The organism is Methylobacterium sp. J-118 (assembly GCF_057836565.1).
Genome location: NZ_JBYQFA010000001.1, coordinates 5,560,163 through 5,573,447 on the forward strand (window position 1 = coordinate 5,560,163; position 13,285 = coordinate 5,573,447).

Annotated in this window: 9 protein-coding genes; 5 read left to right on the plus strand and 4 right to left on the minus strand. The window is 65.4% G+C overall.

Features of this window, described 5'->3' with window-relative positions; all coding sequences use genetic code 11:
- The first annotated feature begins 50 nt into the window (after window positions 1-50).
- The 3 genes from AC3IF3_RS27065 to AC3IF3_RS27075 all read left to right on the plus strand — a co-directional run bounded on the left by AC3IF3_RS27065 (window position 51) and on the right by AC3IF3_RS27075 (window position 4,685).
- Window positions 51-1,214: an ATP-grasp domain-containing protein gene (locus AC3IF3_RS27065; RefSeq protein WP_489230978.1), complete on the plus strand. Its 1,164-nt coding sequence runs from the start codon at window positions 51-53 to the stop codon at window positions 1,212-1,214.
- 60 nt (window positions 1,215-1,274) lie between these two features.
- Window positions 1,275-2,399 carry a DegT/DnrJ/EryC1/StrS family aminotransferase gene (locus AC3IF3_RS27070; protein WP_489230979.1) on the plus strand — a complete coding sequence of 375 codons (1,125 nt, stop codon included), beginning with the start codon at window positions 1,275-1,277 and terminating at the stop codon, window positions 2,397-2,399.
- A gap of 144 nt (window positions 2,400-2,543) precedes the next feature.
- On the plus strand, window positions 2,544-4,685 hold the full coding sequence (locus AC3IF3_RS27075) for a hypothetical protein (protein WP_489230980.1): 2,142 nt from the start codon (window positions 2,544-2,546) through the stop codon (window positions 4,683-4,685).
- Window positions 4,686-4,875: 190 nt separating this feature from the next.
- Here AC3IF3_RS27075 and AC3IF3_RS27080 read toward each other — a convergent pair whose 3' ends face one another.
- Window positions 4,876-5,751, minus strand: a complete 876-nt coding sequence (locus AC3IF3_RS27080; RefSeq protein ID WP_489230981.1) for an SDR family oxidoreductase — start codon at window positions 5,749-5,751, stop codon at window positions 4,876-4,878.
- Window positions 5,752-6,242: 491 nt separating this feature from the next.
- Between AC3IF3_RS27080 and AC3IF3_RS27085 the strand changes: the two genes are divergently transcribed.
- A complete protein-coding gene (locus tag AC3IF3_RS27085; RefSeq protein WP_243967733.1) occupies window positions 6,243-6,455 on the plus strand; it encodes a hypothetical protein in 213 nt (70 codons plus the stop codon).
- Window positions 6,456-6,588: 133 nt separating this feature from the next.
- On the opposite strand, the gene dnaE is transcribed toward AC3IF3_RS27085, so the two are convergent.
- Window positions 6,589-10,107, minus strand: coding sequence for a DNA polymerase III subunit alpha (gene dnaE / locus AC3IF3_RS27090; RefSeq protein WP_489230982.1), 3,519 nt, complete (start codon window positions 10,105-10,107; stop codon window positions 6,589-6,591).
- A 551-nt stretch (window positions 10,108-10,658) separates the two neighbouring features.
- On the opposite strand from dnaE, the gene AC3IF3_RS27095 reads away from it, so the two are divergent.
- The gene (locus tag AC3IF3_RS27095) at window positions 10,659-11,948 is read left to right on the plus strand and encodes a glycosyltransferase (RefSeq protein WP_243967731.1); all 1,290 of its coding nucleotides are present in this window, start codon (window positions 10,659-10,661) and stop codon (window positions 11,946-11,948) included.
- A 157-nt stretch (window positions 11,949-12,105) separates the two neighbouring features.
- Here the strand turns inward: AC3IF3_RS27095 and AC3IF3_RS27100 are convergent, their stop codons facing one another.
- Together AC3IF3_RS27100 and AC3IF3_RS27105 are read right to left on the minus strand one after the other, a co-directional pair.
- Entirely contained in the window at window positions 12,106-12,372 is a 267-nt protein-coding gene (locus AC3IF3_RS27100) for a hypothetical protein (RefSeq protein WP_243967730.1), read from the minus strand.
- A 197-nt stretch (window positions 12,373-12,569) separates the two neighbouring features.
- Complete coding sequence (locus AC3IF3_RS27105) at window positions 12,570-13,283, minus strand: ABC transporter ATP-binding protein (protein ID WP_243967729.1); 714 nt, start codon at window positions 13,281-13,283, stop codon at window positions 12,570-12,572.
- Window positions 13,284-13,285 lie beyond the last annotated feature (2 nt).

Genomic DNA, 13,285 nt, shown 5'->3' on the forward strand with positions numbered 1-13,285 from the left:
GTGCTCCCGAGCACTGCAGAACGGAAACTTGGATTATGAGACCGGTACTCTTGCTGGATCCGGCGTTCTCCGCGCTGCCCATATACGATTACCTTGCTCAAAGGGGCATAGACCTCTGGGTCATGGGCTCGCGCGCAGATGACATCCTGGCCAGGAAGGCCGGGGCCCGTTGGGTGCAGCAGGATTATAGCCAACTGGAGGCGGTGAAGATCTGGCTCCACGAACACGATTGCGGACTCGTGGTTCCGGGATGCACGGATGTCTCGCTCGCGGCCGCGGCCGCCGCCGCTGTCTCCCCCCATATCGATCCGCCGTCCGTGATCGACGTCCTGAGCGACAAGAGGAAGTTTCGCGAGCTCTGCCGCGGACTTGGCCTACCAGCGCCCCCCGTGGTGCCTGAGACCGCATTTCCCCGCGGCGGTCTTTTCATCTGCAAGCCGGCCGATTCTTTTAGCGGGCGCGGTATCACGATCTTCGACGGCAACAATCTTGGAGATTTCGCCGCCGCCCGTCGTGCGGCGACCGAGACGAGCCCGACCGCCTCGATCCTCGTCGAGGAGTTTATCGCCGGTCCGCTCTACAGCTACACAGTTTTCGTGGAGCGGTTTGAGGCCACGCAGGCTTTTTTCGTCAAGGAAGGTTCCTCCGCCAACCGCTTTGCCGTCGACACGAGCTTCGTCGTCCGAAACATGCCCGCGGCGCTGGCATCGGCTTTCGCCGCCTATGTCCACCGGATCAGCGAGTACCACGACCTGAAGGACGGGCTTCTCCACATCCAGTTCGTCCTGCGGGACGGGCAGCCGTACCTCATCGAGGCGACCCGCCGCTGCCCCGGCGATCTCTACGCGCTCCTGATCGAATACGCGACGGGTTTCCCCTACGCAGCCCGCTATGCGTCCTACTTCATCGGGGAGACAGTGACGGGCTCCTCGGATCTCGACCGTTTCGTCGTCCGGCATACGGTCACGTCGACTCGAAGCGGCATCAATTCCGGCTTGGAATTGAAGCATCCGCTGCCGCTCCGCGCCTTTTATCCGATCCAGCGAATGGGCGAGGCCCTTCTTCCGGATCAGAAGGCCAGATCCGGCGTCCTCTTCCTCGAAACGACTTCTGCCGAGGCCGCAAACGATCTCTACGAGTCTTTTTTAAGCCGCGAAGTCTACGAAGACTGTCCGACGACGGAGGATCGACTTTCGAAGGAAGGGTATGATTAGGGATATGATTGCGTATAATCAAGTATTCGGCTTGCTCACAATTTCAACGGTCAATTTTAAATGATGCCGGCATTCTCGCATCCCATCTTCATAACCAAGCCGATGTTGCCGCCTCTGTCGCAACTGTCCTCAGGGATGGAGCGCGTCTATCAAAGCGGCAACGTTACGAATATGGGTCCTATGCATCAGGAATTGGAACTCGAACTGCGCGCCGTGCTCGGCGGCCATAATTTAGTCTTGTACAATAACGGCACGATCGCGCTGATGGCTGCGTTGCAGGCGCTTGACCTGCCGCCCGGCTCTGAAGTCATTACGACTCCGTTCTCGTTTGCAGCCACCACCCATTCCATCAAGGCCGTCGGGTTGCAGCCGGTCTTCGCCGATATCGAACCGGAACACCTGACCCTCGATCCTATCGAAGTCCGCAAGAAGATCACGGATCGCACCCGCTGCATCCTGGCCGTGCACGTTTACGGATTCCCGTGCCGGCTCGATGAACTTGCCGCCATCGCCGCGGAGCATGACCTTCGGCTCGTCTACGACGCGGCGCATGCCTTCGCCGCGACAGTCGGCGGTCGATCCATCGCCGATTTCGGTGACGCAAGCGTGTTTTCTTTCCACGCCACGAAACTCTTCAACACGATCGAGGGTGGAGCGGTGAGCACCGGTTCGCTGGAGCGCTACGACCGTCTTAAAAACTACCGGAATTTCGGCATCATAGACGAAGATACCGTGGATAGCGTCGGCTTGAACGGCAAAATGAGCGAAGTCCATGCTCTCTTCGGGCTGTTGAATCTCCGAACCTACCAGCAGGAATTGTCCCGGCGCCGGGATGTCAGGGCGATTTACACCGAAGAGCTATCGCCCGTGCGGCAGGTCCACATCCCGGATTATCCCGCTTGCGTCGGCGGATCTTATCAGTATTTTCCGATCAGGATAGAGCAATTTCGAGATGTGATATATCACGAACTTAAAAGATTTAATGTCTTCAGTCGCAGGTATTTCTACCCTCTCATCGCCGATTTCAAACCCTATCGCCACCTCGCTCCCCTCGACAGTCTGCCGGAGGCCAGGAAGGCAGCCCAGGACGTTCTCTGCTTACCTTTCTACGGTGATCTGGCAGATGGAACGGCGCGCAGTATCGCTCACTTGGTGCGATCCATCATCGACAGGCATGCCCGATAGGCCAACACGGCGGCCATTGGGGAGGCCGCAGGGTGTAACGGAGCAGGTTTCACGGAGCGCCTGTCGTACATCATCGTTCATGCGAGGTGATTTATGCGCGGTTCAGCGTCGAATTATGACTTGAGATCGCTCGATCCTGACGTCATGGAGCTCGTGAAGAACAATTTCGATCCCTATTTCTACTTAATAAAAAATCCGGATGTCAAGAAATCCGGGATGGATCCGTTCGCGCATTTCCTTCAAAACGGCGCTTCCGAGTTGCGAGATCCAAATTCCAGGTTCTCGACGGCGGCCCATATGAAGGCGCACAAAGATGCAATTCCCGACGGGATGCATCCGTTCGTTCATTATCTTACGGCGTTTCGAGGCGAAACGACGATTGACGACCTTAAGAGTCAGGTCAAAGAGATCGAGCATTCCTTCGATCGCGATTTCTACTTGGGACAAAACTCGGATGTCAGCCAGGCCGACTTCGGTCCGGAAGAGCATTATCTGCTCCACGGTCATGCTGAGGGACGCGACCCCAGCGCGAGCTTCGCGACGCGCTGGTACCGGGCGCAGTACATGGTCGGTGAACCAGCCGCACTTAACCCGATGCTTCATCTCATCCGGTATGGAATGGACCGCGTATATCCGGCCCGCCTGGTCGTGACAGATGAGGAGCTCGTCGCGTTAGAAGCCGGCTTCGACGCGGATTTTTACCGTCGCAGCTATCTGGATCCGTCCGAGACCTCGATTGAGCCCATTCGACATTACCTCACGATCGGGTGGTTGCTCGGATTTGATCCGAATCCGAATTTCTCGACATGGTTTTATCTCAAGGTTTATCGCGGTCGGCTCAAAGTCGGCACCAATCCGTTCACGCATTACATGCTGCAACGCAAGAAGGAGAACTATGTCAGTTCGCACCGGCTCTCCGAAGCCGAACAGCTGCCTGAGTTGGTCGAGGCCTTCGATCCCGATTTTTACTTGAGATGTCATCCAGAGATCCGAACTGTAGGCCTCGATCCGTTCGAGCACTACATGCTCATCGGGTGGAAAGACGGGTGGGATCCGAATGCTGAATTCTCGACGATTTTCTACGCGAGAGCTTATGCGGATGTAACCGAATCGGGCCTTGTGCCATTCTTGCATTATGTAAAACATGGCGAGCAACGTGTTGCCAAGTCACGGCGACCTTACCTTGAGGTGGCGCCTGGAATCGAGCGCTTCTCAACGGATCAGATCTTCGCCCGCTATCAAGATATGACGTTCCCTCTACGTCTTGAGACAACAAAGCGGCTCATCGTCATGGTTGTGCCGCAACACGATGCCATGAGTGGGGGCATCTTCTCGATGTTCTCGATCGCGAAGACTCTTCGGAGCTTGAAGCGGGAGCACGGCTATGACGTCGTCGTGATGACCGCTCCGAACCTCGAGGGGGCGACCTATGCGCGACAGACAAATTTCCGCAACGATGAGAATGTGTTTCGATTCGATCAGCTTACATACTGTCAGGGCGTTGAAGAATTATATATTCATATTCCGGAGTATACCGCACCAGGATTTATTGATCGATGCTCGGGGGACGTCATACGCTATCTGTCATCGCGGAAAAAATTATACATCAACTTGCTTAATCAAAACATCGAACTCATGCCGGATGCCAGCACCTTCGTGGCGTTGCGTCGCTTTGCCGACGAGCTCAGTCAATCGGTCGCGCATCACGCCTACTTCAACCAGGCGGAAGCCGATCGCCGAAATCTGCCGACATTGCTGCTACCGGCTTATACGGATCTCCGCGGTTACAGAAAAATTCCGGCAAAACATAAGAGCGATCTTTTAATCTACTCGCTCGATGACGCCATTTACAAGACGAGCTGTCTGAAGCGTGTGCGGGAAGCGTTCCCGCATTGCCAGCTGATCGAGGTGCGCGGCATGCCCTTCGATCATTACATGGAGTTGGCGACCCGCTGTCGCTTCTCGATCTCGTTTGGCGAGGGCTTCGATGGCTACGTTGCACAGCCGATCTTCCAAGGCGGTATTGGGATAACGATCTTTCGCAAAGAGTTTTTCCCATCGGAAGATTTTCTGCGGTTCCCCAATTTCTTTGAGAGCGCCGAAGCTCTGATCGATGGTATCGTCCCGTTGATGACGCGCTTAGGGCGGGATTGTGCCGCCTACGATCGTCTCAACCATGCCCTGGTCGCCGAATACGACAAGCTCTACAGCTTGGAAGATTACGAACGACGCGTGAGCATGCTGGCCGAACGGAAGTTCGAGATTTTTCCGCGGCAGATGGTTTGATCGCGGCGGCTCGAGGCGGCCGCTGTCGCAGGTGCCGGGTCACCCACACGCCCACGCCGCACCGTGGCGCTCGGTTGTTCGGGCGCGAACGGGGAGACCGGCGTGCCGTTCCGGCCGCGGCGGCGCCCCGACCCGGTCGCGGATGGTTCGCCGCGGCCGGGTCTCCCGCGCGCTCGATCGAGGGGCGCTGTCAGAGCACCGGCATCGCCCCCGCCACCGTGACGAGCGCGCCCGACGTATAGCTGCTCTCGTCCGAGGCCAGCATCACGTAGGCCGAGGCGAGCTCGGCCGGCTGGCCCGGACGGCCGAACGGCACCTGGCTGCCGAACGAGGTCACCGCATCCTGGCTCATGCCGGACGGGATGAACGGGGTCCAGATCGGCCCGGGCAGCACGCCGTTCACGCGCACGCCCTTCTCGGCGAGCAGCTGTGCGAGGCTGAGCACCATGTTGCTCAGGGCGCCCTTGGTGGCGCTGTAGGCCATGAGCGACGGCATCGGGTGCTTCGAGTTGACCGACGAGGTGAAGATCACTGAGCCGCCGGGTTTCAGATGGGCGAGCGCCGCCTTGGTCACGTAGAACGGTCCGAACACGTTCGTGCGGAAGTGATCCTCGAAGATGCTGTCGTCGATGGCGTCGAGACCCTGGTTCGGCTGCTGGAACGCCCCGTTGTTGACCAGCACGTCGAGGCGCCCGAAACTCTCCACGGTGCGGGCGACGATCTGGCGCCCGTAGGCGGGATCCTTGAGGTCGCCCGGCAGGAGCAGTGCGCGCCGGCCCGCCTTCTCGATCCACTGGCCCACCGCCTCCGCATCCGCCTGCTCCTCCGGCAGGTAGGAGATGGCGACGTCCGCGCCCTCCCGGGCGAACGCGATGGCGACCGCGCGGCCGATGCCGCTGTCGCCGCCGGTGATCAGCGCCGCCTTGCCGGTGAGCTTGCCCGAACCCGCATAGCTCGCCTCGCCGTGATCGGGTTCCGGGGCCATGCGGCCGGTCTTGCCGGGGAAGCTCTGCGGCCGCGCCTCGAAGGGCGGGCGGGGGTACTTGTGCAGCGGGTCGGTGGTCACGCGTCGTCTCCGTTTGGAATGCCGGTCCAACCAGGAAGCCTCCGGGGTGTTCCGGCCCTGCGGCACCTCCGCGCCCGCCGCTGCGGGATGTGCCTGTCCGGCGCGACGACACGGAACCCGGCCCAGACGGCGCATCGACACAGCGCAGCAACAGGCGCCCGTCAGTCTCTGCGCAGAGGAGACGCCACGATGACTGAATTCCAGCCGGAGGATCGCGCCGCCCGCGTGATCGATCGTGTCCTGCTCGGCGCAGCGATGCTCTCGCTCACCTTCGGCCTCGCCACGGGCCTCTGGGGCCTGCTGCAGTGAGCCCGGTGCGGGATGCCGCCGGGATGTGCGGCGCGTGATCCGGATCGGACAACCCGGCCGGCGCCGATCGGGGATCGACCGCACTGCCGCCGCACTGATCGCCGTCGGACTCACGGTCCTCGTGCTCGCGCTCCTGCTCGCGGGTTTCCCGTGACGGGCTGCGGCGCCGGGGCGTGGACGCGATGCTGAACCGAGCCGTGCTTGCGGCCGTCGTGCTCGCGGCGGCCGCGTTCCTGATCTACCTGGCCAACCTCGCCCGCGAGGCCCTGTCGCCGAACGAGCCCTACGCCGCCAGCATCGGGCTGACCCTCGACCAATGTATCGCCGCGCAGGACGGTCTCTCGACCGCGGAGGCCCGCGGCTATTGTCGGCGCCCCGTGCCGAAGCGCCTCTGAATCGCCCCGGATCGCATGCGGTCAGGGGGCCCGGGATCGCCCCCCGGAAATGGGGCCCTCCCAGCGCCGCCCCTCATTCAGGCGACGTGAATCCGCTCCACGACCAAGCCGCCAGCGACGTGCGAGCGGCCTGCTAACTTACCTCCACCTGCACCACCCCCGGCACGGTCCGGAGCTGGCCCGCGAGCGTCGGGGTCGCCTGGAACTTGCCCGGCAGCCGGATCTCGACCTCGCGCTCCCCGCCGTCGAGCTTGAGGATCAGCGACACCTCGCTCTCGCCGCGCATCGACAGCCGCTGCTGCACCGGACCGACCCCGCGGGGGTCGCTCAGGTGGATGCGGATGCCCTTCTGGTGGCGGGCCACCGCCTGGTCGAGGGGCTCGGCGGTGAGGATGCGGGCGCGGACATCCTCGCCCTCCAGGTTCGCCTGGAGCTGCAGCACCAGGGGGCGGCCCGGTTCGAGGATGTCGCGGTACTGGCCGAGGCCCTCGGAGAAGATGATCGCCTCGAAATGCGCCGTCCGGTCCGAGAGGGTGACGATGCCCATCTTGTTGCCGGTCTTGGTGCGCCGCTCGGCCCGGTCGAGCACCGAGGCCGCGACCCGGCCGACGCTCGAGGTCCCGGCCCGCACCACCCGGCAGAAATCGGCCCAGCTCTGCACCCGCAGCTTGTCGAGCAGGTCGCCGTACTCGTCCAGCGGGTGGCCCGAGACGAAGAAGCCGATCGCCGCGTATTCGCGCTTGAGCGTGTCGGCCATCGGCCAGATCTCGTGGGGCGGGATGCGCAATGACACGTCGTCCGCCACGACGCCGCCGAACATGTCGGTGACTCCGGCGGATTCGGCCTCCGCCGCGCTGGCGGCGAGCTTCATCATCGGCTCCACCGCCGCGAAGGCCCGGGCCCGGTCGGGCTCGATGCAATCCAGCGCCCCGGCCTGGACGAGGCTCTCCAGGGTGCGCTTGTTGATCATCCGCGGATTGACTCGGCGGGCGAGGCAGTCGAGGTCCTTGAACGGCCGGTCGCCGCGGGCCTCCACCAGCGCCCGCACCGCCTCGCGGCCGACGCCCTTGATGGCGGCGAGCGCGTAGAAGATTTTTCCGTCGCGGACCTCGAAGACCTCGCCGGAGGTGTTGATCGAGGGCGGCTCGACGGTGATCTTGAGGCGCTGCGCGTCCTGGCGGAATTCCGCGAGCTTGTCGGTGTTGTCGATGTCGAGGGTCATGGCGGCCGCCAGGAACTCGACCGGATGGTTCGCCTTCAGGTAGGCGGTCTGGTAGGTCAGCAGCGCGTAGGCGGCCGCGTGGCTCTTGTTGAAACCGTAATCAGCGAACTTGGCGAGCAGGTCGAAGATCTCGTTGGCCTTGGCCTTGGTTAGGCCGCGCTCGATGCAGCCCTTCAGGAACCGGTCGCGCTGCGCGTCCATCTCGGCGCGGATCTTCTTGCCCATGGCGCGCCGGAGCATGTCGGCCTCGCCGAGCGAGTAGCCCGCCAGGACCTTGGCGATCTCCATCACCTGTTCCTGGTAGACGATGATGCCGAACGTCTCCTTCAGCATCGGCTCCAGCTTCGGGTCCGGGTACCAGGACGCCTCATTGCCGGCGTCACGGCCGAGCTTGCGCTCGCAATAGACCGGGATGTTGGCCATCGGGCCCGGCCGGTAGAGCGCCACGAGCGCGATGATGTCCTCCAGCCGGTCGGCCTGCATCTCGCAGAGCGCCTTGCGCATGCCGGCCGATTCCACCTGGAACACGCCGACGGTCTCGCCCCGGCCCATCGGCTCGTAGGTCTTCGGGTCGTCGAGCGGCAGGCCCGCGAGATCGATGTCGATGCCGCGCTTCTTCAGGAGATCCGTGCAGCACCGGAGCATGGTGAGGGTCTTCAGGCCGAGGAAGTCGAACTTCACCAACCCCGCCTGCTCGACCCACTTCATGTTGAACTGGGTGACCCGCATGCCGGTCTTCGGATCGCGGTAGAGTGGGACCAGCTCCTCCAGGGGTCGGTCGCCGATCACCACCCCGGCCGCGTGGGTCGAGGCGTGGCGGTGCAGACCCTCGAGCTTCTTGGAGATGTCGATGAGCCGGCCGACGATCGGCTCCTCCTCCATGGCCTGCTGGAGCTTGGGCTCGCCCTCGATCGCCTGGGCGAGCGTCACCGGGTTCGCCGGGTTCTGCGGCACCAGCTTGGTCAGCTTGTCGACCTGCCCGTAGGGCATCTCCAGGACACGGCCGACATCGCGCAGCACGCCGCGGGCGAGAAGCGTGCCGAAGGTGATGATCTGCCCGACCTGCCCCTCGCCGTAGCGCTGCTGCACGTAGCGGATCACCCGCTCGCGGCCCTCGACGCAGAAGTCGATGTCGAAATCCGGCATCGAGACGCGCTCGGGGTTGAGGAAGCGCTCGAACAGCAGGCCGAAGCGCAGCGGGTCGAGGTCGGTGATCAGCAGCGACCACGCCACCAGCGAGCCGGCACCGGAGCCGCGGCCCGGCCCCACCGGGATATCGTGGTCCTTGGCCCACTTGATGAAGTCGGAGACGATCAGGAAGTAGCCCGGGAACTTCATCGACACGATGACGTCGAGTTCGAAGGCGAGGCGCTTGCGGTAATCGTCTTCGGAGAAGCCGGGTGCGGTGCCGTGCTGCTTCAGGCGCAGTTCCAGTCCGGCCTCGGCCTGACGGCGCAGTTCGGTCGGCTCGTCGGCCGAGACCGCCTGGGCACCCGCCTCCGAAGCCTCGGCCAGCGCGTCGGCCATCGGGGGCTTCTCGCCCGCCGCCACGGCGCCGAAATTCGGCAGGATCGGCTTACGGGTCCGCGCCCGCACGGCGCAGCGCATGGCGATCTCCACTGTGGCCTGGAGGGCCTCCGGCAGGTCGCGGAACAGTTCGGCCATCTCGGCCCGCGTCTTGAAGGCGTGGCTCGGCGTCACCCGCCGGCGGCGCTCGTCCGAGACGATCCGCCCCTCCGCGATGGCCAGCAGGGCGTCATGGGCGTCGTAATCGTCGGGCTTGGCGAAATAGGGCTCGTTCGTCGCCACGATCCCGAGGCCGTGACGGCCGGCGAGGTCGAGGAGCGCGGTCTCGACCCGCCCCTCCTCGGGCTGACCGTGGCGCTGGAGCTCGACATAGAGCCGGTCCTCGCCGAAGGCCTCCTTGAGGCGCTTCAGGCGGGCGAGCGCCAGTTCGGGCCGGCCCGCCCGGAAGGCCGCGTCGAGGGGGCCCGACAGGCCGCCGGTGAGCGCGATCAGCCCGTCCGAGGATCCGACGAGCGCCGCGGCATCGAGGCGGGGGGACTCGCCGAGCGCGGTGTCGAAATAGGCGCGGCTCGCGAGCCGCAGCAGGTTGGCGTAGCCGGCCTCGTCCTGGGCCAGCAGCACGATGCTGTGGCTCGTCGGGGCGTTTCGCTGGTGGGGATCCGCGGCCTCGAACGCCACCGAGAGCTGCACGCCGGCAATCGGCTGCACGCCCTCCCCGGCCGCCTTCTCGGAGAATTCGAGCGCCCCGAACAGGTTGTTGGTGTCGGTGAGCGCCAGGGCCGGCTGCCGGTCTGCGACCGCGGCCTTGATCAAGGTACCGACCTTCAGGGCGCCTTCGAGCAGGGAATAGGACGAATGGACATGGAGGTGGACGAAGCCGACCTCCTTGAGCTGACGTGGCATGGCCGACCTTGTACAGGGATCGCCCAGCATCCCCCCTCGCCGTCACCAAGTCGACGTAGGCCGGGCCATCGGCCGACGATATCCACCGGTCGTGCCCCTTGAGCACCAGTTCCGGCCGCCTCTGTGGATAATCGGTCGCCGAAGGGTGATCGCCTGTGCATAAGCCCTCGGCGGTGGGAACCGGGCGGCCATCGGCGAAAAACCGCTAACGCACCGGTGCCAAGGCTATCGCCCACGCCCCCACCGCCGCGAACAGCATCCCGAACGCCATGAGCTCGATCATCAGCTCGACCATCCCGGTCAGGACCAACCGCTTCTGCATCGCCGTGCCTCCCGTGTGCCCGGCCAAGTATGTTCATGTTTTGTTCCAGGGAAAGGGCCAGCGCGCGTCAGGCGGTCACGTCTTGGGGTTACGGTAAAAAGTGTCTTGATGCGCATCGGGCGGGCTGGCATGCCCCGCCCTCGAAACGAGCCCGTCACCGCATTGGGGGGGTTGTAAGGAGCAAGCCATTCCCGCGCATCCGACGGCCGAGAGCTTCGACGTCGCCTTGGTGGCCGTGGGCACGCATGGCGACGTGCTGCCGTTCATCGCGCTGGGGCATGAGCTGCTCGCGCGCGGTCACGGCGTCTCGCTGGCCGCCCCGGCCCCGTTCGAGGCGATGGCGCGCCGGGCCGGCCTCGCGTTCCAGCCCCTCGGGACGGTGGCCGATTACGAGGCGGTGATCCGCCAGCCGGATCTGTGGCATCCGCAACAGGGCTTCCGGCCCATGTTCGACTATGCCCTGCGCATGGCGGAGGCGACCTGTCTGTGGCTGGGGGCGACCCGGGCGCGCGGAGTGAACCTGCTGGTGGTCGCCTCGCCCCTCGGTTGGGGCGCACGACTCGCCCAGGATCTCTACGACCTCCCGACCGCGACGCTGCACGTGATGCCGTTCCTGATCGAGAGCCGGTCCGATCCCCCCCGTCTCCCCGGGCTCGCCCTGCCGCGGCTGCTGCCGGCGGCGCTCCGGGCCTACGTCAATCTCGGGGTCGACCGGTTCGCGGTCGGTCCGTTCACGCTGCCGCCGCTGAACGCCCTGCGCGCGCGCCTCGGACTCGATCCGGTCCACCGGCTGCGGCACTGGTGGAACAGCCCGACGCGCATGCTTCTGATGTTCCCGGACTGGTACGCGGCTCCGCAGGCGGATTGGCCCACCCAGGCGGTGCAACTCGGCTTCCCGCTGGTGGACCGGTTCGGCGACGTGCCCACCATGCCGCCGGAGCTCGACGCCTTCCTGGCGGCGGGCGACGCGCCGATCGTCTTCACCTACGGCTCGGCGATGCGCCAGGGGGCCGGCTTCTTCGACACCGCGGTGCAGACGTGCCGCCGCATGGGTCGGCGCGGCGTCCTGCTCGCCCCCCAGGGCGGGCAGATCCCCAAGCCACTGCCGGACGGGATCATCCACCTGCCCTACGCGCCCCTGAGCACCCTGTTGCCGCGCAGCGCCGCCCTGGTCCATCACGGCGGCGTCGGGACGGTGGCGCAGGCGCTGGCGGCGGGGATCCCGCAACTCGTGGTCCCGGTGGCGTTCGACCATTTCGACGAGGGGCGGCGGCTCAAGGACCGGGACCTTGGCGCGACCGTGAGCCGCCGCGCCTTCCGCCCCGCTCGGGCGTCCCGGATCCTGCGCCGGCTGCTCGCCGATCCCGCGGTGGCGCGCGCCACCGCGGCGGCCCGGGCACGGATGGCGGAGGGCCGCGACGCGATCACCGAGGCCTGCGACCAGGTGGAGGCCCTGGCGGCCGCGCGCGCCGCGGCGACGCATGCGGGGCGCGGCCGCGGATCGCCACCCGCGCCTTGAGCGGGCGCGGCACCGCTCCGGTTCCGGAGCGATGCCGCGGGATCACGGGCCCAGCAGCACGAGCGCCGAGCCGATCAGGGTCATGACGACGCCGCCTGCGAAAGCGCCGATCATGACATAGGAGAAGGGCTTGAGCGTCACCCGTCGCCGCGCCGGATCAGCAGCGGTGACCGCCCGCGGTCTGGCCGTACTGCTTGACCGGCCGGGTCTGCTGGTTGGCGTTGCCCTCGGCGGCCGAACTCATCGGGCAGCCCTCGTAGAGCGGCGTATCGTGGACGCCGAGGCCGAGCCCGAGCGCGCCGGTGGTCTCGGGTGCGGCGGTGGTGAAACCGGTCCAGCGGGCCCCGTCGGAGGCCAGGGCGGACGGGAGCGGCGCGGCGGCGAGCATGAGCGCAGTGACGGCAACAGCAATGCTAGTCTTCATGGTGTCTCTCCAAATTTTATGCAGGGCGATCGTCTCAGATCGGCACTGCTTATCCTCAACAACTGCAATATAGTTGGAAGATAAACTTCGCGGCGTGACGGGCCGCACGTGGCACGACGGATTAAAACGCGCGGGCGGTTCGGCGTGTCGGGCGCAGGGCCGGCGCCCTCCGGGCCCGCCGGTGCGTGTGCCCGTCCTCAGTCGAGCGGCGTGATCAGCCCGTCGCGGATCGTCACCCGGCGGTCCATGCGGGCGGCGAGGTCCAGATTGTGGGTTGCCACCAGGGCCGCGAGACCCGAGGCCCGCACCAGCGCCATCAGCACCGAGAAGACGTGGCCGGCCGTGCCCGGGTCGAGGTTGCCGGTGGGCTCGTCGGCCAGTAGCAGCCGCGGCCCGTTGGCCACCGCCCGGGCGATGGCGACGCGCTGCTGCTCGCCCCCCGACAGCTCCGCCGGGCGGTGCGGCAGCCGCTCCTTGAGGCCAAGGAAGCTCAGGAGCTCGGTGGCCCGGCTCTTCGCCTCCGGGGCCTTCAGGCCGCGGATGAGCTGGGGCATCACCACGTTCTCCAGCGCCGAGAACTCCGGCAGGAGGTGGTGGAACTGGTAGACGAAGCCCATCTCCTCGCGCCGCAGGCGGGTGCGCTCGGAATCCGCCATCGCGGCGGTGGGCTGGCCGCCGATATAGACCTCCCCCCCGTCCGGCCGCTCCAGGAGCCCGGCGAGGTGGAGCAGCGTCGACTTGCCGGCGCCCGAGGGCGCCACCAGGGCCACCAGCTCCCCCGGCCAGATCGCGAGGTCGGCGCCGCGCAGGATTTCCAGCGCCCCCTCGGCTTGGGCGTAGCGCCGCTCGACGCGGGAAAAGAACAGGGCCGGCACCGGCTGGTCGCCGGCGATCTGGCTCGAGTCGGTCATGC

Coding starts and splice junctions, on each gene's coding strand:
- AC3IF3_RS27070 (WP_489230979.1), top strand. CDS start 1,275: ATGATGCCGGCATTCTCGCATCCCATCTTCATAACCAAGCCGATGTTG.
- AC3IF3_RS27075 (WP_489230980.1), top strand. CDS start 2,544: ATGGAGCTCGTGAAGAACAATTTCGATCCCTATTTCTACTTAATAAAA.
- AC3IF3_RS27085 (WP_243967733.1), top strand. CDS start 6,243: ATGCTGAACCGAGCCGTGCTTGCGGCCGTCGTGCTCGCGGCGGCCGCG.
- dnaE (WP_489230982.1), bottom strand. CDS start 10,107: ATGCCACGTCAGCTCAAGGAGGTCGGCTTCGTCCACCTCCATGTCCAT.
- AC3IF3_RS27100 (WP_243967730.1), bottom strand. CDS start 12,372: ATGAAGACTAGCATTGCTGTTGCCGTCACTGCGCTCATGCTCGCCGCC.
- AC3IF3_RS27105 (WP_243967729.1), bottom strand. CDS start 13,283: ATGACCGACTCGAGCCAGATCGCCGGCGACCAGCCGGTGCCGGCCCTG.